This window comes from Rhodobacteraceae bacterium IMCC1335 (assembly GCA_039640495.1).
In the GTDB taxonomy this organism is placed as follows: domain Bacteria; phylum Pseudomonadota; class Alphaproteobacteria; order Rhodobacterales; family Rhodobacteraceae; genus Thalassovivens.
The window spans coordinates 1,156,313-1,180,931 of sequence record CP046864.1 but is presented as its reverse complement, the minus strand read 5'-3'; the positions used below and the strand labels follow the sequence as shown (position 1 = coordinate 1,180,931).

At 52.2% G+C, this 24,619-nt stretch carries 22 protein-coding genes, 1 tRNA gene and 1 pseudogene; 9 read left to right on the top strand and 15 right to left on the bottom strand.

Annotated elements, in window-relative coordinates; genetic code table 11:
* Positions 1-120: 120 nt before the first annotated feature.
* Positions 121-1,452 carry a trigger factor gene (locus tag GN241_05600; protein XAT56886.1) on the bottom strand — a complete coding sequence of 444 codons (1,332 nt, stop codon included), beginning with the start codon at positions 1,450-1,452 and terminating at the stop codon, positions 121-123.
* A 25-nt stretch (positions 1,453-1,477) separates the two neighbouring features.
* A tRNA-Leu gene (locus GN241_05595) sits at positions 1,478-1,562 on the bottom strand.
* Between the two features lie 372 nt (positions 1,563-1,934).
* Here GN241_05595 and GN241_05590 point away from each other — a divergent pair.
* Positions 1,935-2,273, top strand: coding sequence for a P-II family nitrogen regulator (locus GN241_05590; protein XAT56885.1), 339 nt, complete (start codon positions 1,935-1,937; stop codon positions 2,271-2,273).
* 29 nt (positions 2,274-2,302) lie between these two features.
* Positions 2,303-3,709 carry a type I glutamate--ammonia ligase gene (gene glnA / locus GN241_05585; protein ID XAT56884.1) on the top strand — a complete coding sequence of 469 codons (1,407 nt, stop codon included), beginning with the start codon at positions 2,303-2,305 and terminating at the stop codon, positions 3,707-3,709.
* A gap of 75 nt (positions 3,710-3,784) precedes the next feature.
* Here the strand turns inward: glnA and GN241_05580 are convergent, their stop codons facing one another.
* Complete coding sequence (locus GN241_05580; GenBank protein ID XAT56883.1) at positions 3,785-4,537, bottom strand: DUF3445 domain-containing protein; 753 nt, start codon at positions 4,535-4,537, stop codon at positions 3,785-3,787.
* A 136-nt stretch (positions 4,538-4,673) separates the two neighbouring features.
* On the opposite strand from GN241_05580, the gene GN241_05575 reads away from it, so the two are divergent.
* From GN241_05575 to GN241_05560, 4 genes are all read left to right on the top strand, one after another.
* Positions 4,674-6,017, top strand: coding sequence for a M24 family metallopeptidase (locus GN241_05575; protein ID XAT56882.1), 1,344 nt, complete (start codon positions 4,674-4,676; stop codon positions 6,015-6,017).
* A gap of 121 nt (positions 6,018-6,138) precedes the next feature.
* Positions 6,139-7,446, top strand: a complete 1,308-nt coding sequence (locus tag GN241_05570) for an adenylosuccinate lyase (protein XAT56881.1) — start codon at positions 6,139-6,141, stop codon at positions 7,444-7,446.
* Positions 7,447-7,660: 214 nt separating this feature from the next.
* Positions 7,661-8,728, top strand: coding sequence for a flagellar motor switch protein FliG (locus GN241_05565; GenBank protein ID XAT56880.1), 1,068 nt, complete (start codon positions 7,661-7,663; stop codon positions 8,726-8,728).
* Positions 8,729-8,810: 82 nt separating this feature from the next.
* The gene (locus GN241_05560; protein XAT56879.1) at positions 8,811-9,728 is read left to right on the top strand and encodes a lauroyl acyltransferase; all 918 of its coding nucleotides are present in this window, start codon (positions 8,811-8,813) and stop codon (positions 9,726-9,728) included.
* Here GN241_05560 and GN241_05555 read toward each other — a convergent pair.
* Positions 9,692-10,402: a DUF1223 domain-containing protein gene (locus tag GN241_05555; protein XAT56878.1), complete on the bottom strand. Its 711-nt coding sequence runs from the start codon at positions 10,400-10,402 to the stop codon at positions 9,692-9,694. The two genes, GN241_05560 and GN241_05555, sit on opposite strands and share 37 nt — an antisense overlap.
* Positions 10,403-10,609: 207 nt before the next feature.
* Between GN241_05555 and acnA the strand changes: the two are divergent.
* Positions 10,610-13,296 (top strand): annotated as a pseudogene (gene acnA / locus GN241_05550) (aconitate hydratase AcnA).
* A gap of 127 nt (positions 13,297-13,423) precedes the next feature.
* On the opposite strand, the gene GN241_05545 reads toward acnA, so the two are convergent.
* The 3 genes from GN241_05545 to GN241_05535 are packed head-to-tail and all read right to left on the bottom strand — an operon-like array spanning position 13,424 to position 14,833.
* Entirely contained in the window at positions 13,424-13,963 is a 540-nt protein-coding gene (locus tag GN241_05545) for a DsbE family thiol:disulfide interchange protein (protein XAT56877.1), read from the bottom strand.
* Complete coding sequence (gene ccmD / locus GN241_05540) at positions 13,956-14,108, bottom strand: heme exporter protein CcmD (protein ID XAT56876.1); 153 nt, start codon at positions 14,106-14,108, stop codon at positions 13,956-13,958. Before ccmD ends, GN241_05545 begins: the two co-directional genes overlap by 8 nt.
* Positions 14,105-14,833, bottom strand: coding sequence for a transcriptional regulator (locus tag GN241_05535; protein XAT56875.1), 729 nt, complete (start codon positions 14,831-14,833; stop codon positions 14,105-14,107). The genes ccmD and GN241_05535 overlap by 4 nt, the downstream gene beginning before the upstream one ends.
* Positions 14,834-15,085: 252 nt before the next feature.
* Between GN241_05535 and GN241_05530 the strand changes: the two genes are divergently transcribed.
* Positions 15,086-16,156: a pyridoxal-phosphate dependent enzyme gene (locus GN241_05530; protein XAT56874.1), complete on the top strand. Its 1,071-nt coding sequence runs from the start codon at positions 15,086-15,088 to the stop codon at positions 16,154-16,156.
* A 103-nt stretch (positions 16,157-16,259) separates the two neighbouring features.
* Here GN241_05530 and ccmB read toward each other — a convergent pair whose 3' ends face one another.
* The 7 genes from ccmB to yajC are packed head-to-tail and all read right to left on the bottom strand — an operon-like array spanning position 16,260 to position 21,649.
* The gene (ccmB, locus tag GN241_05525) at positions 16,260-16,916 is read right to left on the bottom strand and encodes a heme exporter protein CcmB (protein XAT56873.1); all 657 of its coding nucleotides are present in this window, start codon (positions 16,914-16,916) and stop codon (positions 16,260-16,262) included.
* Positions 16,913-17,551, bottom strand: a complete 639-nt coding sequence (gene ccmA, locus GN241_05520; GenBank protein ID XAT56872.1) for a heme ABC exporter ATP-binding protein CcmA — start codon at positions 17,549-17,551, stop codon at positions 16,913-16,915. The genes ccmB and ccmA overlap by 4 nt, the downstream gene beginning before the upstream one ends.
* A 5-nt stretch (positions 17,552-17,556) precedes the next feature.
* Positions 17,557-17,940 (bottom strand): hypothetical protein, encoded by a 384-nt coding sequence (locus GN241_05515; GenBank protein XAT56871.1) that lies wholly within the window; start codon positions 17,938-17,940, stop codon positions 17,557-17,559.
* Positions 17,941-17,949: 9 nt separating this feature from the next.
* Positions 17,950-18,705, bottom strand: coding sequence for a TSUP family transporter (locus tag GN241_05510; protein ID XAT56870.1), 756 nt, complete (start codon positions 18,703-18,705; stop codon positions 17,950-17,952).
* The gene (gene secF, locus GN241_05505) at positions 18,705-19,664 is read right to left on the bottom strand and encodes a protein translocase subunit SecF (protein XAT56869.1); all 960 of its coding nucleotides are present in this window, start codon (positions 19,662-19,664) and stop codon (positions 18,705-18,707) included. The genes GN241_05510 and secF overlap by 1 nt, the downstream gene beginning before the upstream one ends.
* Before the next feature lie 2 nt (positions 19,665-19,666).
* Positions 19,667-21,316 carry a protein translocase subunit SecD gene (gene secD, locus GN241_05500; protein XAT56868.1) on the bottom strand — a complete coding sequence of 550 codons (1,650 nt, stop codon included), beginning with the start codon at positions 21,314-21,316 and terminating at the stop codon, positions 19,667-19,669.
* 48 nt (positions 21,317-21,364) lie between these two features.
* On the bottom strand, positions 21,365-21,649 hold the full coding sequence (yajC, locus tag GN241_05495; GenBank protein ID XAT56867.1) for a preprotein translocase subunit YajC: 285 nt from the start codon (positions 21,647-21,649) through the stop codon (positions 21,365-21,367).
* A 182-nt stretch (positions 21,650-21,831) separates the two neighbouring features.
* Here yajC and serS point away from each other — a divergent pair, with 182 nt between their 5' ends.
* Positions 21,832-23,124 carry a serine--tRNA ligase gene (gene serS / locus GN241_05490; protein ID XAT56866.1) on the top strand — a complete coding sequence of 431 codons (1,293 nt, stop codon included), beginning with the start codon at positions 21,832-21,834 and terminating at the stop codon, positions 23,122-23,124.
* Positions 23,125-23,143: 19 nt separating this feature from the next.
* On the opposite strand, the gene GN241_05485 is transcribed toward serS, so the two are convergent.
* Positions 23,144-24,583, bottom strand: a complete 1,440-nt coding sequence (locus GN241_05485) for a ribosome biogenesis GTPase Der (GenBank protein ID XAT56865.1) — start codon at positions 24,581-24,583, stop codon at positions 23,144-23,146.
* Positions 24,584-24,619 lie beyond the last annotated feature (36 nt).

The following is a 24,619-nucleotide window of genomic DNA, read 5'->3' as shown; positions in this document are numbered from 1 at the left end:
CCAATACCCCCACCTATTTTTGGACATTTGAGCCGCGCCAATTTTTTCAGCCCTCTTAACAAACAAAGCCCACCGCAAACAGGGTGGGCTTTGATAAAGAGCATCGATAAAATCAAAAAATCAGCTATCCTCAAGCGCCTCTACTGCGGCTTGTAACGCATCCTTCGTTACCGTCTTTTCGGTAATTGTTGCCAATTCAAACACATAATTCACAACTTTATCTTCAAAGATTGGCGCGCGAATCTGTTGCTGCATAGCTTGGTTTTGTTGAACAAATTCAAAAAACTGCCGCTCTTGACCCGGATATTGCTGGGCCTGCTGCATGATGGCTTGCGACATTTCAGCATCGGTCACTTCAATGCTGGCTTTCATGCCGATATCGGCCAATAGCAAGCCAAGACGCACCCGGCGTTCGGCAAGCGTAGTATGTTCGGCAGTGGCTTCCACCTCTTCATGATCATGCCCTTCGACATCCGGGTTGTCTTCATGCCAAAGTTGATGCGCGATCTGCTTTGCCTCGGCTTCAACCAACGAAGGTGGCAAATCAAAATCTACCATTTCATCAAGCGCGTCCAGCAAGCCCCGTTTGGTAATAGCCCGGGCCGCGCCGGCATATTCATTTTCGAGCCGCTCGGACACTTGAGTCTTCAACGCCTCAAGATCATCGGCGCCAAATTTAGTGGCCAGCTCATCGTTAATTTCCGCGGCAACCGGCTCTTGCACCGATTTCACGGCACATTTAAACAGCGCATCTTTGCCAGCCAAATTCTCGGCGCCATAATCGCCGGGGAATGTCACGTTAACGTCCAGTTCTGCGCCGGCTTTCACGCCCACAAGCTGATCTTCAAACCCTGGGATGAAGCTGTTTGAGCCCAAAACCAAAGGATAATCTTCGGCAGAGCCACCTTCAAATTCTTCGCCATCAACTGAGCCAACAAAATCGAACACAACTTGATCGCCATTTTTGGCTTTCGAGCCTTTCCGGCGGTCTTTGAAATTCTGCGATGACGCGGCCAGATTGTTCAACGCCTCATCAACGCTGTCTGCATCAGCTTTGGCCACCATACGCTCGAGCTCGACAGTTTTAAAGTCAAGCTCGGGAATCGTCGGAAGCGCTTCATATTTTAGGTCGACATGAACATCGTCGCCCTCTTTCCAGTCTTCGTTTGACATTTTAACGTCAGGCTGCAGCGCTGGCCGTTCGCCACTTTCATCAAAATGCTGGTTCATCGCACCATCGATGCTTTCCTGCATCGCTTCGCCCAGCAACCGCTTTCCAAACTGCTTTTTGAGCAGTGCGAGCGGCACTTTGCCCTTCCGAAAGCCCTTCAATTCAACTTCGGGCTGCGCTTCTGTCAATTTCTCATTGACCTTCGCGTCAAGCTCACCGGCGCTTACCACGATCGAATATTCGCGTTTAAGGCCTTCTTTGAGGGTCTCAGTGACCTGCATATCTGTCTTGTCCTTTTATAATATTTGGTGCGGGTGGAGGGACTTGAACCCCCACGCCTCGCGGCGCTAGAACCTAAATCTAGTGCGTCTACCAATTTCGCCACACCCGCAGTATTTTTAAGGCTTGATTATGACAAACCCCTGAATTGCGAAACCCTCTATCAAAACATTTAAACAGATGCGAGCAGAAAATGAGCCTTGTTAAGCGACAATCAATCTACAGCGTCAGCAAGGGCGAAGATGGCCCATGTTTCAGCCCCGCCGCATAATGCAGACTCGCTTCAACCACTGTGCACGGAACTCTGCCTGACATCATCCGATCATGGGTCGCCGATTCAATTTTGATTAAATTTTAACCACTACGATTAATTTTTAATCTTTTATTGCCCGATCAACCCTCCGAGGGGCGTGATTGAACGCTCTTAGATTGAGTGTGTCGTCGCTCTATGTTCGTAGCAAACAAACCTATTAGGGAGGCGAACGTGAAGAAAATAGAAGCCATCATAAAACCCTTCAAACTTGATGAGGTGAAAGAAGCCCTGCAAGATTTGGGCGTTCAAGGGCTGAGCGTGATCGAGGTAAAAGGCTTTGGTCGCCAAAAAGGTCATACTGAATTATATCGCGGCGCCGAATATGTTGTCGATTTTTTGCCTAAAGTGAAGATCGAAGTTGTTTTGGATGACGATCAAGTCGATGGGGCCATTGAAGCCATCGTCCAAGCCGCAAAGACCGATAAGATTGGCGACGGAAAAATATTCGTTAGCTCAATCGAACAATCCATCCGCATTCGGACCGGCGAAACCGGCTCGGACGCGCTTTAAACCCACTCAAGACAAAAGGAATTAGTGGAATGAGTACTGAAAGCGTTCTCAAAACCATCGCAGATGAAGATATCGAATATGTAGATATTCGATTTACGGATCCGCGGGGCAAGCTGCAGCACGTAACCGTAATGTCGGATCAAGTCGATGCGGACTTCATTGAGGAAGGGTTCATGTTTGACGGCTCCTCTATTGCCGGATGGAAATCAATCGAAGCCTCAGATATGAAATTGATGATGGATACCAACAGCGCCTATGTCGATCCATTCTATGCAGAAAAAACGCTTTGTGTTCACTGCTCTGTGGTTGAGCCCGATACCGGAGAAGCGTATGAGCGAGACCCGCGTGGCACGGCCCAGAAAGCAGAAGCCTATCTGAAATCATCTGGAATTGGTGATGTGGCTTATTTTGGACCAGAAGCCGAATTTTTCCTTTTTGACGATGTGCGGTTTTCAAACTCAATCAACAAAGTATCTTATGAAGTCGACGCTTTAGACGCCTCATGGAACACCGACACTGAATATGAAGCGGGCAATTCGGGCCATCGACCTGGCGTAAAAGGCGGATATTTTCCCGTAAATCCCATCGATGACGGACAAGATATCCGCTCTGAAATGCTATCGACAATGAAACGCCTAGGCATGAAAGTTGACAAACATCACCACGAAGTGGCCAGCTGTCAGCACGAGCTGGGCTTGATTTTTGGCAGCCTCACAGAACAGGCAGACGAGCTGCAGAAATACAAATATGTGATCCATAATGTGGCGCAGGCCTATGGCAAATCAGCCACATTCATGCCCAAACCCATCGCGGGCGATAATGGAACCGGCATGCATTGCAATATGTCGATCTGGAAAGACGGCAAACCGCTCTTCGCAGGTGATAAATACGCAGATCTCAGCGATGAGGCCTTGTATTTCATCGGCGGTATTTTGAAGCATGCCAAATCTTTGAATGCGTTCACGAACCCCTCAACAAACAGCTATAAGCGTTTGATTCCAGGCTTTGAAGCACCGGTTCTGCGCGCCTATTCGGCCAGAAACCGCTCGGGCTGCGTTCGAATCCCATGGACAGAATCGCCGAAAGCGAAACGCGTCGAAGCGCGCTTTCCCGACCCTTCAGCCAACCCATATCTGTGCTTTGCGGCCCTGCTGATGGCTGGCCTTGATGGAATTAAAAACAAAACACATCCGGGCGAAGCGATGGATAAGAACCTGTATGATCTTCCGGCAGAAGAGCTGGCAGATATTCCAACAGTGTGCGGATCTTTGCGCGAAGCGATGGAAGAGCTGCAAGCAGATCACGATTATTTACTGGCGGGTGACGTGTTCACAAAAGATCAAATCGACGGCTATATTGAGCTGAAGATGGAAGAGATCGAAACCTATGAGCACACCCCGCATCCGGTTGAATTCGGAATGTATTACAGCTGCTAAAATGGCGGTTGAACAGGGGTAAAAAGGGCGCCGTTCTCGGCGCCCTTTTTTATTTTTGGCGCAAGCAAAGCGCGCTTACCCTTTATCTGCCTTATAGGCTTGATTTCGCAAAACAAACGTATGAATGCCAAACACCACGGCGCCAGTTTCGGGCAGACGGCATAAGGTTTGGCGTTCGCTGCGAATATAAGGGCCTGCACCTTCTGACACGCCGCTGCGCGGATCAGCTTCAATGCGCGGATGAAACAGGTCAGGCGCATCATAATGCAGATAATTGCACCGCCAAAGCGGCCGGCCAACTTGAATTCCATTGAATAAACGCTGCACGCGTTTTGTTATATTGGCATCATAACTCGGCACGGGAACATGGATCCTTGATAAAGGGCGCATGAATTTTTCCGCAAGCGTCCAGCTGGCGGGAAAACATAATATGGCCCCCGTCAATATATGTTCTGCACCGCGCGGTTGCAAAAGGCAAAAATCATTTTGCAACGCGCGCCCCAAAGTGGCCAGCGGATCCTGATCATCGACCAACACCATGCGGCCATCGGGGCAAATAATCCTATCTTTGTGTCTCTCAAATCCCAAATGGGCAGTGGCAAACCCAAGCGCCATCTCCAGCAATTCTTGCGCTGCCAGGAAAGCTTCTGGGGCCAAGCGCAGCACTTTGTCGCGCTGGTGCGTTAATAGGGTTTCCCGCAGCTGGATTTGGGCCGAATAAGCCTCATCCACGATCAACCACGCCTCCGGCGCCAAAGGGGAAACCCCCGGCAGGGCGCGATGATGTGACACATCATACGGCAAATCATTTTGTAAAATCTCAGTCATAAGGATCAGTTTTCGCCAAAACCACGCGCCCTGCAAGTCGCAAACGCACAAATACGATGTCGCAATTGTTTTTGACCCATTTCAAACCATGACTCAACGTAGTGCAGACATTCGTTTCATTAAAGCGGGGCTACAAATGGGAGAGGTTTATCGAGACAAGCGCAAAATTGATCCGGCGCGGGGGGCGGTTTTGGGCGATAATACACCTAATGATCAAAATCGCGTTGAAATCGGCCCAACGCAACTGGCCTATCAGGAATGGCAGCGGGCCGGATTGATCCTGCCCGATCTGCAAGCCATGCGGCGCTATCGCTGGAACCGCCTCACCCAGCATATTGTAGATCGTGATTACGGCGGGTTGCTGATCTTTGACCCCTTAAACATTCGCTATGCAACCGACAGCACCAATATGCAGCTTTGGAACAGCCATAACCCGTTTCGTGCTGTGTTGATTTGCGCAGATGGCTATATGGTAATCTGGGACTACAAAAACGCCCCGTTTTTATCTAAGTTTAACCCGCTGGTGCGCGAGCAGCGCGCTGGCGCTGATTTATTTTATTTTGACCGCGGCGATAAGATCGATATCGCAGCCGATGCCTTTTCAAATGAAATACGGCAATTGATCAAACAACACGGGGGTGGCAATCGTCGGTTGGCGGTGGATAAAATTATGCTGCATGGTCTGCGCGCATTAGAGGCGCAGGGCTTTGAAATAATGGAAGGTGAAGAGCTCACCGAAAAAGCCCGCTCGATCAAAGGTCCGGATGAAATTTTGGCAATGCGCTGCGCCTCGCATGCCTGCGAAACCGCCGTCGCGGTGATGGAAGACACGGCGCGCGCAGGGGTGGCACGGCGCCAAATGAGCGAGGATGATATCTGGGCGGTGCTGCATGCTGAGAATATCCGGCGGGGTGGTGAGTGGATTGAAACGCGCTTGCTCACATCGGGCCCGCGCACCAACCCTTGGTTTCAAGAATGCAGCGGACGGATTGTGCAAAATAACGAAATCCTCGCCTTTGATACAGATCTCGTTGGATCCTACGGGATCTGCGTTGATATCAGCCGAACATGGTGGATCGGAGATCAAAGCCCGCGCCCAGATATGATTTCTGCTATGCAGCACGCCCATGAGCATATCATGCAGAATATGCAAATGCTCAAACCCGGTGTAATGATGCCGGAGCTAACGAGAAACGCCCATAAGCTGGCGCCAGAATATCAAAAGGGCAAATATAGCTGCCTGATGCATGGTGTGGGGCTTTGCGATGAATGGCCTTTGATTGCCTATGCGGACACTTTCGTCGAGGGGGCTTATGATTATCCTCTTGAAGCGGGTATGGTGCTCTGCGTTGAAGCGTTAGTCAGCCCCGAAGGAGGCGATTTTTCGATTAAGCTGGAAGATCAGGTTTTGATCACACCTGAAGGCTTTGAGAACCTATCGGCCTACCCGTTTGACCTAAAACTAATGGGCATAGCCTAGACAATAGACCGGGCCGAGCGCAGCATTAAAGGCCCGCTTCGCGCGCAAAGCCGCCCCCCTTGCCCCGACAAGAAAGCAGCTCTAAAAGAAGCCATCTTTTCTTCAAGCAAGGCTAAATTTTATGATCCCTCGTTACTCCCGCCCAGACATGGTTGCCATCTGGTCACCCGAAAGCAAATTTCGCATCTGGTATGAAATCGAAGCCCATGCCTGTCAGGCGATGGCAGATATTGGAGTGATCCCGCAAGCCAATGCAGATGCGGTTTGGCGGGCAAAAGACGTTGAATTTGATATCGCGCGTATTGATGAGATCGAAGCCGTTACGAAACATGATGTGATCGCATTTCTCACCCATCTGGCAGAGCATATCGGATCTGAAGAAGCCCGTTTCGTACATCAAGGAATGACCAGCTCAGATGTGTTGGACACTTGCCTCAACGTTCAATTGGTACGCGCGGCAGACCTTCTGATTGCGGATGTTCAAGCGCTTCTCGCGGCCCTGAAGCGGCGCGCTCACGAGCATAAAATGACCATCCGCATCGGGCGTAGCCATGGCATCCATGCCGAGCCTACCACGATGGGCCTGACCTTTGCGCGCTTCTACGCTGAAATGGAGCGTAACCTTGAGCGGTTGCGTATCGCGCGCGCCGAAATTGCAACGGGCGCAATCTCTGGCGCCGTGGGTACATTTGCCAATATTGATCCGCAGGTGGAAGAGCATGTCTGCACGAAGCTGGGTCTGACACCAGAACCGATCAGCACGCAGGTGATCCCGCGCGATCGCCACGCGGCATTTTTTGCCGCTTTGGGCGTTGTCGGCAGCAGCATCGAGAACATCGCCACTGAAATTCGCCATATGCAGCGCACAGAGGTGCTTGAAGCGGAAGAGTTTTTCTCAAAGGGGCAAAAAGGCAGCTCTGCAATGCCACATAAACGCAATCCCGTTTTAACGGAAAATCTTACCGGGTTGGCCCGTCTGGTCCGCATGGCCGTGGTGCCGGCGCTGGAGAATGTAACGCTTTGGCATGAACGCGATATTTCGCATAGTTCGGTCGAACGAAATATCGGGCCAGACACAACGATCACCCTAGATTTCGCCCTGAACCGCTTGACACAAGTGATTGATAAATTGGTCATCTATCCAGATAACATGCTGGCCAATATGAATAAGTTCCGCGGACTGGTGATGAGCCAACGGGTGCTTCTGGCATTAACGCAAGCCGGCGTAAGCCGTGAAGATTCATATCGGTTGGTGCAACGCAACGCGATGAAGGTTTGGGAAGATAATAAAGATTTCAAAACCGAGCTCTTGGCGGATGATGAAGTGCGCGCCGCGCTGAGTGAGGCTGAGATAGAAGAAAAATTTGATCTGAGCTATCACACAAAGCACGTTGACACAATTTTCAACCGCGTATTTGGCGCCGGTTAACGCCGCAATCAGTCAGGTTTCAAACGCTTTTGGTGCCCGCATTGATGGCAGGATTGGCGCAGGCCAAACCCGAAACCGGTGGTGAGCAGAGTATTTGAACACCGCAGGCTGCGCCAGATCCGGGATGGATGATTTGTGGTTTACGGCCGCAAAAATTAGCGTTCTTTTCACGTTTTCCAGGTAAAATTGGCGCCTAACGATCGATGGACGCCGCGTGTCAGAACCAACAGCAGACAATTCTAATTCTAACCCGGCGGCAGCATCATCGCGCGTTATAAGTCAGGCTGAAAAAGCCGCGATCGTGGTCAGCGCGATGCTGCGCAGTGGCTTGGAAATACCGCTCGATGACCTCAGTGTCGACGCCCAAGCACAATTGGCAAAAGAATTGGCCAATTTACAATTTGTTGAGCGCAATCTGTTAACAGAAGTGATTGAAGAATTCTCATCCGAAGTCACCTCGATCGGGTTAAATTTGCGCGGCGGTGCGGCGCAAACACTGAACCTGCTGGAAGGTAAAATCAGCACTGAAACGGCAGAGCGGTTGCGCAAAGAAGCCGGCGTGCGCAAATTCTCAGACCCTTGGGATCGATTGAATATCAGCGATATCGATGAATTGATCGCCATAATCGAGGCAGAGAGCATAGAGGTCAGCGCAATTATTATTTCAAAGTTGGATGTGTCAAAAGCAGCGGCGCTGCTGGGGAAATTGCCCGGAAAACACGCACGCCAAATCAGCCATGCAATTTCAATGACCCATCATGTCACCCCGCAAGCCATTTCACGGATCGGTCAAAGCCTTTTAGCGCAGCTCGATAACCTACCTGATCGTGCATTTGCGCTATCGCCGGAAGAGCGGGTGGGATCTATTTTAACCGCAACCACGCAAGCGCTGCGCGATGATGTTCTAGATGGCCTTGATGAAAGCGACCCCGCCTTTGCGCATCGGGTTCGGCAAGTGATGTTTGCCTTTAAAGACATTCACAAGCGGCTTCATCCCAGCGATATTTCCCAGATTACCCGCAGCATAAACACCATCGAGCTTGCAACCGCGCTGGCCTATGCACAAAAAGCCGGTCCAAACGCCACGGCAACTTTTATCCTTGAAAACCTGCCTCGCCGGATGGCCGAGAACCTATCGGACGATATCGCCCATATGAAGGCAATCCAATATGAACAAGGCGAGGCAGCTTTGAACGCGGTTGTCCAAGCCATCCAAGATTTGGTAACAAGCGGCGTCATCGCCTTTCGGCGCGAAGATGAAACCGCAATCTCGAGCGCGTAAACGCGATAATCGCGCAAGTTAAGCTTGCCCCTGCCGAGCGCTTTATGATTTACCCCTCACATGCACAGATAATAGGGATCGCATGCCAAAAAACCCAAAGCAGACGGGCAGCTTGGCCGAGTGGCTGACAGATTGGGCTATTCGGGTCTTGATCCGCAGCGCACGCACTCTGCCTCTTGCAATGCGATTGCAGTTTATGGGGTGGTTTATGCGCCGCGTTCTGGCCCCCCTCACGGGCTATCAAAAACGGGCTTTGGCCAATTTGGACTACATATATCCGGAAAAGCCTTCGAATGAAAAACTGAAGATTGCACGGGGCGCTGCCGATAATGCAGGGCGAACATTTATCGAAAATTATGATATTCTTGCGCTTCGCAAGCGCTTGGAAAAGGCCAAGATCACCGGTCCAGGATTTGCCGCGGCTCTTGAGGCAAAAGACAGCGGCACGCCGGTTGTTTTTGTCACAGGCCATTACGGAAATTTTGAAGCGCCACGGGCCGCTTTGGTCGCCCAAGGGTTTCAAATTGGGGGCTTATACCGACCGATGGCCAACCCTTATTTCAACCAGCATTATGCCCAAAATATGCATGAATTATCAGGGCCGGTATTCGAGCAAGGCCGCAAAGGCACATTGGGCTTGCTGCGCCACATCCGCCAAGGCGGCATGGCGGTGTTATTATTTGATATTTACGACGGCGCCGGTGCGCCCCTGCCGTTCTTGGGAAAGCCCGCGCCAACCGTTACGTCCGTGGCAGATATCGCGTTAAAAACCCAAGCGGTGGTGATCCCATTTTTTGGCATACGGCGCGCCAATGGCGTTGATTTTGATATCGTGTTTGAAGAGCCCATCGCGCCCGATGCGCCCATGCAAATGATGCAACAGATTACGCAGCGTTTGGAAAAGCGCATTGAAGAAGATCCCAAGCAATGGTTTTGGATCCATAGGCGCTGGAAACCAGACCGTCAGCGCGCCCGCGCCGCGGCTAAGACAGCGCCGTGATTTGCCTGCTGCGCCACCACGACAAGCTGCATATCTGAGCGCGGTTGAAAGGTTTTTGACCATACCCCTTTGCCGTTCCAAACCCCCAATGGTGCGATCTCAACCACCACATTTGAATAGGTCAATGTCTGCCCAGCATTCTCGCCCGCTTGGATCGCAACTTTTCCCTGTGGCTTATAATAAAATGCAAACACATCTACCGCAGCTCCAGTTCCAACCGCATTGCCTTTAAGCGTGGCTGTGATTAAGTGCGATGCTTTAAGCAATGTAAGCACCGCGCGGCGGGGGTTTTGCGCCGCCCGCGCGACCGCATCATTGATCGCCTTTGCGTTTGAGCCCACAACATGCTCTTGACCATTCACGATCACCTGCGGTGTGTAAACCGATTTACGCCCAGCGCGCTGCGCGTAGGTTTTTTGTCTGGTGGTGAATTGACGTTTGGCAAAACTGTCTTTCCAGCCGATATAATCCCAATAATCGACATGTAAAGAAAGCGTTAATAGATCTGAACGTTTGCTCAGAACTTCGCGAAACAAAGCATCCGCGGCAGGACAAGAGGAACATCCCTGCGAGGTAAACAACTCGAGTAAAACCGCTGGCCGATCCTGTGCAACCGCAAAACCTGCACAGGTCATCCATATCCCAATCCAGAATTTCAACAAGTTTGCGCGCAAAGCAGGACCCTCTTTTTCAAATCCACCTAATCAAAATACGGCAGATAAAATCAATTGACCATTGAAACTTGGTAACGGTGGATCACCTTTCCGTTTAATTTTGTACACAATTGCATACAAAGCACCTTTTACCCCCTTGAACAGAAGTAAAACTTGGGTCAAAAGCACGGCAGCAAAGTGACCATACCGTCGCAGAAGGGTAAAAAAATGACCATCATCGTAGGACATGACACCGCAAAAACGCGCAAAACGCTCAGTATCAATGGGAAATCAATCTCCTTTTATTCAATCCCGGCAGCCGAAAATGCCGGTTTGGGTGAATTTTCCAAACTGCCCGTAGCTTTAAAAGTTGTGTTGGAAAACATGCTGCGCTTCGAGGATGGCAAAACCGTATCGCTCGAGGATATCAAAGCCTTTTCGATATGGGGCGCGAATGGTGGCAAGAACCCGCGCGAAATCGCCTATCGTCCGGCCCGCGTTCTGATGCAGGATTTCACCGGCGTTCCGGCCGTTGTAGATTTGGCTGCGATGCGCGATGGATTGGTAGCTTTGGGCGGCGATGCAGAAAAAATTAACCCGCTGAACCCAGTTGATCTGGTCATCGACCATTCGGTGATGATTGACGAATTTGGCAATCCCCGCGCCTTCCAAATGAACGTAGATCGCGAATATGAACGCAATATGGAACGTTATACCTTTTTGAAATGGGGTCAAAATGCGTTTAACAATTTCCGCGTCGTTCCCCCGGAACAGGGATTTGTCATCAGGTAAACCTTGAATATCTGGCCCAAACCGTTTGGAGTGATACGGATCAAAACGGCGATGAAGTCGCCTATCCTGATACATTGGTGGGCACGGATAGCCATACCACGATGGTCAATGGCATGGCCGTGTTGGGCTGGGGTGTTGGTGGTATCGAAGCCGAAGCGGCGATGCTGGGACAGCCCGTCTCGATGCTGATCCCCGAAGTGGTTGGGTTTGAATTAACCGGGGCCATGATGGAAGGCACAACAGGCACTGATTTGGTTCTGAAAGTGGTGGAATTGCTGCGTGCGAAAGGCGTGGTTGGCAAATTTGTTGAGTTTTACGGCGAGGGCCTAGATCGCCTGCCGTTGGCCGATCGTGCAACGATCGCAAATATGGCGCCAGAATATGGCGCCACCTGCGGCTTCTTCCCCATCGATGACGAAACTTTGCGCTACCTACGCAATACCGGGCGCGATGAAGATCGCATTGCTTTGGTTGAAGCCTATGCAAAGGAAAACGGGTTTTGGCGCGATGCGGAATATGCCCCGATTTATACCGATACGTTGCATTTGGATATGGGCACGATTGTGCCCGCCATTTCAGGACCCAAACGCCCGCAAGATTTTGTAGCGCTGAGCGCGGCAAAAGCCGCTTTCAGCTCTGAAATGAAAGACACGTTCCAGCGCCCGATGGATAAAGAGGTTGCCGTTGAGGGCGAAGATTATACCATGCGCTCTGGCAAAGTGGTTATAGCTTCAATCACCTCCTGCACCAATACCTCCAACCCTTATGTGATGATCGGAGCCGGATTGGTGGCCCGCAAAGCGGCAGCTTTGGGGCTGAACCGCAAGCCCTGGGTGAAAACATCGCTCGCGCCTGGCTCGCAAGTCGTGAGCGCCTATTTGGAAGCGGCAGATCTGCAAAAAGATCTTGATGCTGTTGGGTTCAACTTGGTGGGCTATGGCTGCGCCACCTGCATCGGCAATTCTGGCCCCTTGCAGCCTGAAATCAGCCGCGCCATATCCGAAGGGGATCTGGTTGCAACCGCAGTTCTCTCAGGCAACCGCAATTTTGAGGGGCGTATTTCGCCAGATGTGCGCGCCAATTACTTGGCCTCACCGCCGCTTGTGGTCGCCTATGCGCTGGCCGGCACTATGGATATCGATCTAACAAGCCAACCTTTGGGGCAAGATAAAAATGGCCAAGACGTCTTTTTGAAAGATATCTGGCCAAGCTCGCAAGAGGTTGCAGAGCTGGTCGAGCGCACGGTCACGCGCGAGGCCTTCCAATCCAAATATGCAAATGTGTTCAAGGGCGATGAAAAATGGCAGGGCGTAAAGACGACGCAAAGCCAAACCTATGATTGGCCCACCAGTTCAACCTATGTTCAGAACCCGCCTTATTTTCAGGGCATGAGCCCGGAACCAGGCGTTATTACGAATATTGAAAACGCCAAAGTACTTGCAATTTTGGGCGATATGATCACCACAGATCACATCAGTCCGGCAGGCTCGTTCAAAGACACCACCCCCGCCGGTCAATACCTGATCGAACGACAGGTGCCCATGCGCGAATTCAACAGCTATGGTTCGCGCCGGGGCAATCATGAAATCATGATGCGCGGCACATTTGCCAATATCCGGATCAAGAATGAAATGCTTGATGGGGTTGAGGGCGGATATACCAAAGGCCCCGATGGTAAGCAAAGCGCTATTTTTGATGCTGCAATGGAATACCAAAATAACGGCACCCCGCTGGTGGTATTTGGCGGTGAGCAATATGGCGCAGGGTCAAGCCGCGACTGGGCGGCAAAAGGCACCGCCCTGCTCGGCGTTAAAGCCGTGATTGCGAAAAGCTTTGAGCGTATCCACCGTTCAAACCTGGTTGGTATGGGGGTTATTCCCTTAGAATTCACCAATGGAGACACCCGCAAATCGTTGGGCTTAACCGGCGAAGAAACCGTTACAATCACAGGATTGGACAGCGTTGAACCTTTGCAGGCTTTACCCTGCCATATCACTTTCGCGGATGGCAGCGTGAAAGAAATTTCTCTGAAATGCCGGATCGATACCGCGATTGAAGTGGAATATATCGAGCATGGCGGCGTGCTGCATTACGTTCTGAGAAACTTGGCCAAAGCCGCTTGAATTTTGTCCGTGGCAGAGCCTTTGGCGCCGCCGCGAGCTTCCCTTGCAAAAAATCGCGGATGAGAGCGCGCAAATCCAGCCTCTCTTATTCCGCCTATGAAGATCGGCCGCTTTGGCGCGAACTGGCTTATTGGCCCTGCGCCTGCTGCAAGGCGGGCACAAACCGCTGCGCATAATCGCTACCGACCAAAGGCCCTGCAAAGCGGAACAGCACGGTGCCTTTTGCATCCAAAATAAAGGTTTCTGGGGGCGCGGTGACCCCCCAATCTATCGCAGTGCGCCCCGCCGGATCATAGGCAACCGCGCGGAACGGATTGCCATCTTTGGCCAGATACGCGGCTGCATTTTCGGCGTCATCCTTGAAATTCACTCCTATAATCGGCATACCAGCTTCCGCCATTTCCAGCAGTTTGGGGTGTTCAGCGCGGCAAGGCGGGCACCAACTGGCCCAAAAATTCACCAAGGTTACGCCGCCTGAAACCAGCTGGCTTTGTTCAAATTCTGGAAAATTCGATAATCGCGCGGTCGTGATTGGCGGCGCAGCTTGGCCAATCAAAGTCGAAAGCAAGCGGTTCGGGTCTTCTCGCTGCATTCCGGTGTAAAACAGCAGCGCCAACCCTAAGAAAATCAGCGGCGGCAGAAACAGCAACCAAGGGATTTTACCCATCGCGCTGACTTTCAGCGGCCTCTAACTCGTCCAAAGCGCGCGTATTTCTGCGCAATATTCCAAAGATCAAAAGCGCCAATATGCCCAAAGACACCCCATAGGCAGATAACACTGCCGCTGCATATTTTCCAAGCTCTGGCATCATGCTGCCTCCCGTCGCGCGCGCAGGGCATGCGCGCGACGCAATCTAATTTCCGTGCGCGTGCCCACCAACACCAATGCCAAAAACAGCAGAACAAACCCGGCGATTGAAAACAGCAAAGGTTGGTAAAATACATCCGCGACATGCTCTTCTTTATCCAATGACAAAGAGGCCCCTTGGTGCAATCCTTGGCTCCAAAAATTAACCGCATAGCGGCTTAAAACCGCAAAAACGGATCCCACAATACATAAGACAGAGGTCAGATCAGCCGCGGTATCCGGGCGTTCAATCGCCCGCCACAGCGCCATATAACCAAGATAAAACAGGAATAAAGTTAAAAACGAGGTGAGCCGCGGATCCCAAGCCCAATAGGTGCCCCACATAGGCTGGCCCCAGATCGCCCCCGTGAATAAGGCAATCAACGTCATCGCCACGCCCACCGGGGCTGCGGCTTTGGCGGCCAAAGCGCTGACATGATGGCGCCGGATCAACCAAATCAACGAGGCGACAAGCATCATGAACCACGCGTTAATCGCCATCAATGCAGAGGGCACGTGCAAATAAATTATCTTAACCGTCGAGCCTTGGCGATAATCATCCGGCGTGAAGAAAAACCCCCATACCAGCCCAACGCCCAAACAGGCCGCGGCCCCAATCGCAATAAATGGCAATATTCGCGTTGAGACACCCAAAAATTTTACGGGATTCGCATATTCCCAAAGTGACATTTTATTTCCATCCCATCACGGCGGGCTTAATCCCTGTGACGTCTGCATCAGCCGACGGTTTCTGTTTCATGGCGTTTGCCGCCCGTGAACCTTAAGATAATTTCAAACCTACTGCCAGACCCCAATATGAATATCTAATGGCGCATCAAAGCGGATTATTTCAGCAGCGCTGTTTCTTTTGCAAGTCCGCGAAACTATTCATGTTGTCAACCTCGGCGGCGCAGAATAGCGTGGGGCAAAAGGGGAAATAACATGACAATCCGTAGTACAAATGGCCGCGGCCAACTATATGGTTCGGTTCTGGACACGATCGGCAACACACCTTGCATTCGCATCAATAATTTGGCGCCCGAGGGCGTTACAATTTACGTAAAAGCCGAATTTTTCAATCCAGCAGGATCGGTAAAAGACCGCTTGGCGGTGAATATATTAGAAGCTGCAGAGCGCGAAGGCCGGTTGCAACCCGGGCAAACAGTGGTAGAGGCCAGCAGCGGCAATACGGGCATCGGCCTGGCGATGGCCTGCGCCCAAAAAGGATATCCTTTGGTGGTGATAATGGCCGATAGCTTTTCAATTGAGCGGCGCAAACTGATGCGCATGCTGGGTGCAAAAGTGGTGCTGACCCCGCGGGCACAAAAAGCCATGGGCATGTATAACAAAGCTGCAGAACTCGCTGAAACCAATGGCTGGTTCCTAGCGCAGCAATTTGAGACCAAGGCCAACGCCGATATTCACGAGCACACTACAGCCCGCGAAATCATCGCTGATTTTGAAAATGAGCGGCTGGATTATTTCGTAACGGGCTATGGCACGGGCGGCACAGTTTCGGGCGTGGCGCGTGGCTTGCGCACCGCCCGCCCCGAAACCAAAATCATTTTAACCGAACCGGCAAATGCCGCCTTGCTGGCCAGCGATATCGCGCAAGAGCGGCAGGCAAATGGCGCGCCACAAAGCGGCCATCCCGCTTGGGAACCCCATCCTATTCAAGGCTGGACCCCCGATTTCATTCCACTGGTTCTGCAAGAAACCATTGATAAAAAATCATATGATCAATTGTTGCCGGTGAATGGCGCTGACGGGATTGGCTGGGCACAAAAACTTGCCAAAGAGGAAGGCATCCTTACGGGCATTTCTGGCGGCTCGACCTTTGCCATCACGATGCAGATTGCCCAAAGCGCCAAAGCGGGATCGGTGATTTTATGCATGCTCCCAGATACCGGCGAGCGCTATATGAGCACGCCTCTTTTTGAGTCGATTGAAGCAGAAATGAACGCAGAAGAAGAAGCAATTTCCCGCTCTACCCCAACAGCGCAAATGGAGTAGCTAAGCCAAACAGGCCTAACGCGCTTGCAAAGCCTGCCAGCGCTTCTAAGCCTGCCCGCAGCGGCCACGTAAACGTGGCCGCCAACCGATAAACAGCTGATCATTAGCGCAGATTGATACGCAAACACGCTGCCGCAGCGATCGGTAATAATGCCACCGAGGCCAAAGATATTGCCGCGAGCAGCAGCGCGGGCGTGGCAAGCGGAAGACCCTCTACCCCGCGCCGCGCCACCTCTGCGCCAAAAATCAACGTCGGGACGTAAAGCGGTAAAACCAAAAGGGACAAGAGCAGCCCCCCGCGTTTCAACCCTACGGTCAATGCTGCGCCAAAAGTGCCAATCATACTAAGCGCGGGCGTGCCCAGCAGCAAAGAGCCCACCAGCCAGGGAAATCCTGCAACCGGCAGATCCAACATCAAACCAAGCAGGGGGGCAATAAACGCCAATGGCAAGCCAGTGGTCAGCCAATGCGCCAGGGCTTTAACAGCTGCAACGGTCTCTAAGGGAATGGGTGCGGTTGCCAGTAAATCCAAAGACCCATCTTCAAAATCCAAAGCATAGATGCGATCGAGCGACAGCAAACAGGCCAATAAAGCCCCGATCCACAGCAACCCGGCCGCCGCTTGAGACAGCAAGGCCGGATTTGGCCCAAGCCCAAAGGCAACCAATAGAGTCAAAATTAAGAAAAACGCCAAACCAAGCCCGAAACCGCCCCCGGCTCGGATTGATAGCCGAAGATCCCGCAGCAAAAGCGCGTTCATAAAAAAGCCTCATCTGCGCGTTCCAGCGCTGCGCCCTTAGCCTTGAACTGTGCCAAATCCAAGATTTGCGCCCGTGCATCCAAGCCTAAGTCAATATGCGTGGCAATCACCGCCGCGCCCCCGGCCTGAAGATGCGCGCCAACCATAGCTGCAAATTGCCCCACCGCCTGCTGATCCAACGAAACCGTGGGCTCGTCCAATAACCACACGCGCCTTTTCGCAAGCCACAGGCGTGACAGCCCCAGGCGGCGTTTCTGACCCGCGGATAAACTGCCTGCAAGGCGCGTCTGCAGCGCCTCTAATTCGAAAAGCCTCAAACTGTCTGTGATTGTCTCTGTTCCAAAAATATCCGCCCAAAAGCGCAGGTTTTCTACAACTGATAATGTGGGCTTCAAGCCATCCGTATGGCCCGCATAAACAGCCGTGTCGGGATCCAAATGCACCCGCCCTGACAGCACAGGCTGCAGACCAGCCAGGGTGCGCAGCAAAGTTGTTTTTCCAAAGCCGTTTGGCGCTTTTAAAATCAAGGCGGCGCCCGGCTCTAGGGCAAAGGTTACGTGTTTCAACAAGACCTGACCACCGCGCGCCACGCTGACATCTTCGACTTGCAAAATAGGATGACCCGACACCGCCATGGCACTTAACTCTGATCGGCAGCTTGATCGGCGCCACCCACGGGCAGCAGCGCGGCCGCGATGCGGCGCCCCTCAGACAATAAAATATTATATGTCCGGCAGGCGGACGGGCTGCTCATCACTTCAACCCCAATGCCAACCTCTTCCAATGGCCTGCGAAACTCGGCCGGAATATATGAGATTTCTGCCCCCGTCCCAACAAGTAGCACGTCTATTTGGCCCGCCAGTGATAGAATTTGAACCACATCTTCGAAACCAGCCCAAGCGCTGGTGCCCGCGCCACTGAGCAAAAGCGCATCATGGTGCACCTTGCCGCCAACGCGAAAAAAGCCCGGCCCATAACCATCAATCGGGCTGGCATCATTATAACTGATTTCATTTAACCTCATGGTGCGTCTCTATTCCCAAATTGGCAGGCTATGTATGGCAGAAAATGCGATCAGACAAAAGGCTATGATGCGGTAGATCTTTTCGTATTCAGGATTGAAAATCTTGGCCCCTGCCAAATTGCCCAAAGCGATGGGCGCGGCCAGCATCAGCCCGATGAGAATTGGAACAAACTGCAGATATGCGCCCAAAATCATCACCATCAAGATTAAAACATCAAACGAGAATAGATAAATCAACGTATTGGCCCGCACGCGATCCGCCGCATAAGGGCTGGCCATAAAATAAAAAATCACCGGCGGGCCAGGCAGCCCTGCCAATCCCCCCGTCGCGCCGGAAATAGCTCCCACCATATATAATAGCGGCTTGGGCAGGTTAGCAGGCAAACGCAGCCCACTTAAAAGCAAAGCCAATAAGGCAAGCGTCAAACCTGAGACCAGATAACGAAATAAAATTGGCTCGCTGCGGCTGAGCACCCAAAGCGCCAGCGGCAGCACAAGCAGCATGGCTGCGATCAAGCGAATTAAATCGGTGGCCACCACCTTCTTGCTCGCGGCGCGCAATAAGGGCAAAGGCCCGAATAAATCCATCACCGCCAAAATCGAAAGCGCCCAGATCGGTGATACAAACTGCCCCGCAACGGGAAGAAAAACCATCGCAGAGCCAAACCCTGAAAAGCCACGGATCAAGCCTGCTAGAAACGCCGCCAAGACCAGCCATACCAAGCCATCTAACGCGACCGCCTCGGCGAGCCCGGCGGATAGCATTATTGGGGCACCTGTGTCCCTGCTTCGGCATTGGGTTTAGACCAATCGCGCTTTACCCCAAGGCGCAACAGCATTACAGACGCCACGAATACTGAGCTATAGGTGCCAACCAAAACGCCCCAGATCATCGCAAAAACAAACCCGCGGATGACATCCCCGCCCAACACAAAGAGCGCGATCAGCGCCAGAAAGGTGGTCACAGAGGTCATCAATGTGCGGCTCAGGGTTTCATTTATAGACAGGTTTAAAACGTCTTGCAGAGCTTTTTTCTTATATTTGCGCAGGTTCTCACGCACGCGGTCAAACACCACCACCGTATCGTTCAGGGAATAGCCAACAATGGTGAGCAATGCCGCAATAATCGCCAAATCAAACTTGATTTGAACCACCGAAAACACACCGATCGTAAGCAACACATCATGTACCAAAGCCGCAACGGCGCCCAGCGCAAACTGCCACTCAAAGCGCAACCAAATATAAATCAAAACAGCCACAATCGCCAAAATCACTGCCAAAACGGCCGTTTGAACCAGCTCACCCGACACTTTTGGCCCCACGCTTTCAACCGAAACAAACGCAATATCAGGCGCTTCGCTCTGCAATGCCGCCAAGGCATTTTGGATGATATCGGCGGATACGGATTCTTCGCCGTCTTGGGCTTGTATTCGGATCATCGCCACATTTTGATCATCTTGGAAACTGGGGTCATACACTTCAGAGATGGTGACATCGCCCAAGTTCAATTGCCCAAGGGTAGACCGGTAGGCCGCAACATCCACCATTTGCACGCTTTGGGTCCGAATCGTTGTGCCGCCACGAAAATCGATCCCGAAATTCAATCCTTGCATCAAGAAAGAGGTCAAAGAAACGATTAGTAAGATCGCGGACACTGCCAGCGACATTTTGGTTTTCCCAAAAAAATCCCAATTTGTATTTTTAGCAACGAGTCTTAGGCGCATCTTTACACCTCCAATGTTCTGGGTCGACGCCGCTCAAACCACATCACCACCAACAGGCGGGTCACGAAGATCGCGGTGAAGACAGAGGTCAAAATGCCCAAGCCAAGCGTGATCGAAAAGCCACGTACCGGACCCGATCCCATCACGAACAAAATGACCGCTGTGATAAAGGTGGTAATATTGGCATCGATGATGGCGCTCAGGGCTTTTTCATAGCCCAATTCAATCGCACGCGCGGGGCCTTTGGCTGATACAAGTTCTTCGCGGATGCGCTCAAAGATCAAAACATTCGCATCTACCGCCATCCCGATGGTCAGAACAATTCCCGCAATCCCGGGTAAAGTCAGCGTTGCGCCGACCAAGCTAAGAAGTCCGAAAATCAACCCCACATTCACGATCAAAGCCACATTGGCAAATAAGCCGAACAGCCCATAGCTGAGAACCATGAAGACCAGCACAGCGGCAAAGGCGACGATACAGGCGATTTTACCGGCGCGAATACTATCCGCGCCGAGCTCGGGCCCGATCGTGCGTTCTTCTAAAAATTCCAACCCCGCGGGCAGCGCGCCTGCTCGTAACAGCACCGCCAAATTGGTGCTTTCCTCAACCGAAAAGTTTCCCGTGATAATCCCAGAGCCGCCGGATATGTGACTTTGGATCGTTGGCGCACTGATCACTTCGCCGTCCAAAACGATGGCAAAAGGGCTGCCAATATTATCCGCTGTGTAATCCCCAAAACGGCGCCCACCCGATGGATTGAACCGAAAATTTACCGCAGGTCGTCCATTTTGATCAAAGCTAGGCTGCGCATCAACCAGATCTTCACCTGTCACAACCGGCGCCGCCTCAAGCACATAAAACTGATCGGCATCGGTCAGATCGGGCAGCACCTCATTGCCATATCCAGGATCAACATCAGGATTGCCGCTGCGCGAAATAACCGGTTGGAAGGTCAGTTGAGCGGTTGTTCCAATCAACTCTTTTAATTCTGACGCCGAGCCGATGCCTGGCACTTGAATTAACACCCGCCGCGCGCCTTGGCGTTGAATAGTTGGTTCGCGCGTGCCCACTTCATCAACGCGGCGCCGGATAATTTCCAACGCTTGCTGCAAAGTGCGCTGATCGGTGAGCGCACGCTCAGCCTCGGACAAAGTAACAATCACAGTATCACCATCGCTGATGACCTCAAGGTCGCGCGCGCCAGCATTGCTTAGAGAAACAACGGGTTTGCTCAATGTTTCTGCGGCAGAAACCGCATGGGCAATCTGGTCAGCTTGTGAGATTTTCACCCGCAATTGATCGATGGGACCTTTTTGCAGGCGGATCGTACCGATCTTTGCCCTTTCGGCGCGCAACGCATCGCGCAGATCCGGCCACAGCGCCTTCATGCGGGCCGCATAGACATCCTCAACCTGAACTTCAGCCAAAAGATGCGCACCGCCGCGTAAATCAAGACCCAAATTCACCAAAGATGCGGGTAAAAAACTTGGCCAGGAGAAGCCGTCTTGCGCGGCATCGGCGGATATTAACCCAGCCTTGGTATCATTATAGCCCTCAACACGGGTGTAAAACGCATTCGGAAGGGCAAGGAACAAACCGATAATGCAAAGCCCCCAAATAACGATCCGTTTCCACAGATCAATTTGTAACATAGTCGGTTCCCTCTAAACTTTTGCGATCGTCAAACGCTTTATCGGCGCTTAAGCGTCATTCGCGGGCTCTGTTTTGCTGCGCACATCGGCAAGTGTGCTTTGCACAACTCTGACCTTCACTCCATCAGCAATTTCAACTTCAAGCTCATTATCTTCTTTTACTTTTGTCACTTTTCCAATCAAGCCGCCTTGGGTCACAATTTGATCCCCGCGGCGCACCGCACCGACCATAGCCTGATGTTCTTTTACCTTCTTTTGCTGCGGGCGGATCAGCAGAAAATACATTATCGCAAAAATAAGAATTAAGGGTACAAATTGAGCAATGGCGTCCATAATGATTTCCTGTCTGGCTGCGTGTTTGGCGGAACCTATGCGCTGGTCCAACGCTTTGCAAGGGATCGGCTCCGCATAAGCGCAAGAACTTGAACAAATACATCCTCAAACCCCTCTACACTTGGCCGCGCAACTGGTGCATAAGAGCGAGCACGCGAGTCACGAACCAAAGGAAGCCTGACATGCACGATATTCGCATCATCCGTGAAAACCCCAGCGCGTTTGACGCCGCGCTTGCGCGCCGAGGCGATGCACCGGTTTCCTCAGAGCTTTTGGCGCTTGACGAGGCGCGGCGCGCAAAAATTCAGGCAGCAGAGAGTGCACAGGCCGAGCAAAACAAAGCCTCAAAAGAGGTGGGCGCTGCAAAGGGCCGCGGCGATGATGCCGAATTTGAGCGTTTACGGGCCTTGGTTGCCGCCAAAAAGGCCGAGGTTGCCACGATGCAAACCGCGGCCAAAGATCTAGATGCGCAATTGAGCGATCGTTTGGCCCGGATTGCAAATCTGCCCGCCGAGGATGTGCCCGAAGGCCGCGATGAAAACGAGAATGTTGAAATCGCCCGATGGGGTACGCCAACTGCGTTTTCTTTTGCGCCAAAAGAGCATTTCGATATCACCGCGGTAGCCGCAGCTATGGATTTTGAAACAGCGGCAAAAACCAGCGGTAGCCGGTTTGTGAACCTGTCAAAAGGCGTGGCGCGACTTCATCGTGCTTTGGCGCAATTCATGCTCGATACGCATGTTGACCAAAATGGGTTAACGGAAATGCAAACCCCGGTTCTGGTGCGCGATGACGCCATGTATGGCACGGATAAACTGCCCAAATTCGGGGAAGATAGCTATCAAACCACCAATGGCTGGTGGCTAATTCCCACCTCGGAGGTCACCTTAACCTATTCGGTTGCAGGCGATGTATTAGACGAAAGCGCGTTGCCGATCCGGATGACAGCGCATACGGCTTGTTTCCGTTCTGAAGCGGGCAGCGCGGGCAAAGACACCTCTGGCATGCTGCGCCAACACCAGTTTGAAAAAGTAGAAATGGTGTCAATCACCCATCCAGAGACGTCTGATGACGAGCAAAAACGGATGCTGCGCTGCGCCGAAGATCTTTTGGAACAGCTGAATATTCCCTATCGCACCATGCTGCTATGCACTGGAGATATGGGGTTTGGCGCCAAGCGCACCTATGATATCGAAGCGTGGTTGCCCGGGCAGAACACATATCGCGAAATCAGTTCGGTTTCGACGACCGGCGCGTTTCAAGCCCGACGTATGAACGCAAGGTTCAAACCCTCCGGGGGCGGCAAACCGGCCTTTTTGCATACTTTAAATGGCTCTGGGTTGGCGGTAGGGCGCTGCTTGATTGCCGTGCTTGAAAATGGCCAGCAAAGCGATGGATCGGTGGCATTGCCGGCGGTGCTGCATCCCTATCTGGGCGGGAAAACAAGCCTAAACACTGAGGGTCAGCTGGCATAAGTGCCGCCTCAGCCAATCGCTACAAATGTTTCTTCAACCGCGAGGGCGCAGATTTCTTGCGATCTTTATAGGGGTTTTTATCCGCCTGTGAGCGCAAAGTGAGTCGGATCGGCGTTCCGGGCATGTCAAAATCCACGCGCAGCGCATTCACCAAATAGCGCGAATAACTTTCCGGCATTTTATCCGGATTCGAGCACATCACGATAAACCCCGGGGGGCGCGTTTTGGCCTGCGTCATATAGCGCAATTTGATCCGGCGCCCATTAGGTGCCGGGGGGGGATGCGCCTCTATCATGCCGCTTAACCAACGGTTTAGGTTCGCGGTACTGACGCGGCGGTTCCAAACCCGATGCGCGCTCATGATCGCAGCTTGCAAACGGTCTAAGCCTTTGCCGGTTTTGGCAGATACTGTGATCAAGGGGGCGCCGCGCAATTGAGGCAAAAGGCGCTCAAAGGATTCTTTTAAATCTTTCAATTTTTGCTGCTTTTGATCTTCGATATCCCATTTATTGATCGCCACGATCACCGCACGGCCCTCGCGCTCTGCCAGATCAGCAATCCGCAGATCCTGCTGCTCAAAGGGAATCGCCGCATCTAACAGCACCACCACAACCTCGGCAAATTTCACCGCGCGTAATCCATCGCTCACAGAGAGTTTTTCGACCTTATCCTGAACCTTCGCCTTTTTGCGCATACCAGCGGTATCAAAGACCCGCATCGGCACGCCGCCCCAGGTAATCTGTAGCGAAATCGCGTCGCGGGTGATACCGGCCTCTGGGCCGGTCAACAAACGATCTTCTCCCAAGATCTGATTGATAAGGGTGGATTTTCCAGCATTTGGACGACCGACAACCGCAACTTGCAATGGTTTGCTCGCTGTGGGCGCGCGATAAGCATCCTCAGCGTCAGACTCTTCGATATCAATATCCGTATCAGCCGCCTCATCCCGCGCACGCTCTTTGAAGTCATCGGCCAATGGCATCAAACATCTTAGCAGATCGGTCATCCCTTCGCCATGTTCAGCCGATAAGCGCAACGGCTCACCAAGACCCAAAGCCCAAGCCTCAAGAACACCGGCATCTGCGGCAGCACCCTCACCTTTATTGGCGCCCAAAATCACGTGTTTTGCGCGTTTCCGCAGGATATCGGCAAACATTTCATCGGTTTGGGTCACGCCAACGCGCGCATCAATCATAAACAAACAAACATCCGCCATATCCACAGCGCGTTCAGTCAAGCGCCGCATACGGCCCTGTAAACTATCATCGGTCACTTCTTCCAGACCCGCCGTGTCAATCACCGTGAAGCGCAGATCGGCAAGACGCGCTTGACCTTCGCGCAAATCGCGCGTGACCCCGGGTTGATCATCAACCAACGCCAACCGTTTGCCCACAAGGCGATTGAACAGCGTTGATTTTCCTACATTGGGCCGGCCAACAATGGCAAGTGAAAAACTCATTTTTTGCTCCAAAAAGCGGCCTGAACGCTGTTACAC

Bases quoted from the DNA above. Each gene is read 5' to 3' on its own strand.
- GN241_05600 (XAT56886.1), bottom strand. From the start codon at position 1,452: ATGCAGGTCACTGAGACCCTCAAAGAAGGCCTTAAACGCGAATATTCG.
- glnA (XAT56884.1), top strand. From the start codon at position 2,303: ATGAGTACTGAAAGCGTTCTCAAAACCATCGCAGATGAAGATATCGAA.
- GN241_05580 (XAT56883.1), bottom strand. From the start codon at position 4,537: ATGACTGAGATTTTACAAAATGATTTGCCGTATGATGTGTCACATCAT.
- GN241_05575 (XAT56882.1), top strand. From the start codon at position 4,674: ATGGGAGAGGTTTATCGAGACAAGCGCAAAATTGATCCGGCGCGGGGG.
- GN241_05570 (XAT56881.1), top strand. From the start codon at position 6,139: ATGATCCCTCGTTACTCCCGCCCAGACATGGTTGCCATCTGGTCACCC.
- GN241_05560 (XAT56879.1), top strand. From the start codon at position 8,811: ATGCCAAAAAACCCAAAGCAGACGGGCAGCTTGGCCGAGTGGCTGACA.
- GN241_05545 (XAT56877.1), bottom strand. From the start codon at position 13,963: ATGGGTAAAATCCCTTGGTTGCTGTTTCTGCCGCCGCTGATTTTCTTA.
- ccmD (XAT56876.1), bottom strand. From the start codon at position 14,108: ATGATGCCAGAGCTTGGAAAATATGCAGCGGCAGTGTTATCTGCCTAT.
- GN241_05535 (XAT56875.1), bottom strand. From the start codon at position 14,833: ATGTCACTTTGGGAATATGCGAATCCCGTAAAATTTTTGGGTGTCTCA.
- GN241_05530 (XAT56874.1), top strand. From the start codon at position 15,086: ATGACAATCCGTAGTACAAATGGCCGCGGCCAACTATATGGTTCGGTT.
- ccmB (XAT56873.1), bottom strand. From the start codon at position 16,916: ATGAACGCGCTTTTGCTGCGGGATCTTCGGCTATCAATCCGAGCCGGG.
- ccmA (XAT56872.1), bottom strand. From the start codon at position 17,551: ATGGCGGTGTCGGGTCATCCTATTTTGCAAGTCGAAGATGTCAGCGTG.
- GN241_05515 (XAT56871.1), bottom strand. From the start codon at position 17,940: ATGAGGTTAAATGAAATCAGTTATAATGATGCCAGCCCGATTGATGGT.
- GN241_05510 (XAT56870.1), bottom strand. From the start codon at position 18,705: ATGCTATCCGCCGGGCTCGCCGAGGCGGTCGCGTTAGATGGCTTGGTA.
- secF (XAT56869.1), bottom strand. From the start codon at position 19,664: ATGCGCCTAAGACTCGTTGCTAAAAATACAAATTGGGATTTTTTTGGG.
- secD (XAT56868.1), bottom strand. From the start codon at position 21,316: ATGTTACAAATTGATCTGTGGAAACGGATCGTTATTTGGGGGCTTTGC.
- yajC (XAT56867.1), bottom strand. From the start codon at position 21,649: ATGGACGCCATTGCTCAATTTGTACCCTTAATTCTTATTTTTGCGATA.
- serS (XAT56866.1), top strand. From the start codon at position 21,832: ATGCACGATATTCGCATCATCCGTGAAAACCCCAGCGCGTTTGACGCC.
- GN241_05485 (XAT56865.1), bottom strand. From the start codon at position 24,583: ATGAGTTTTTCACTTGCCATTGTTGGCCGGCCCAATGTAGGAAAATCA.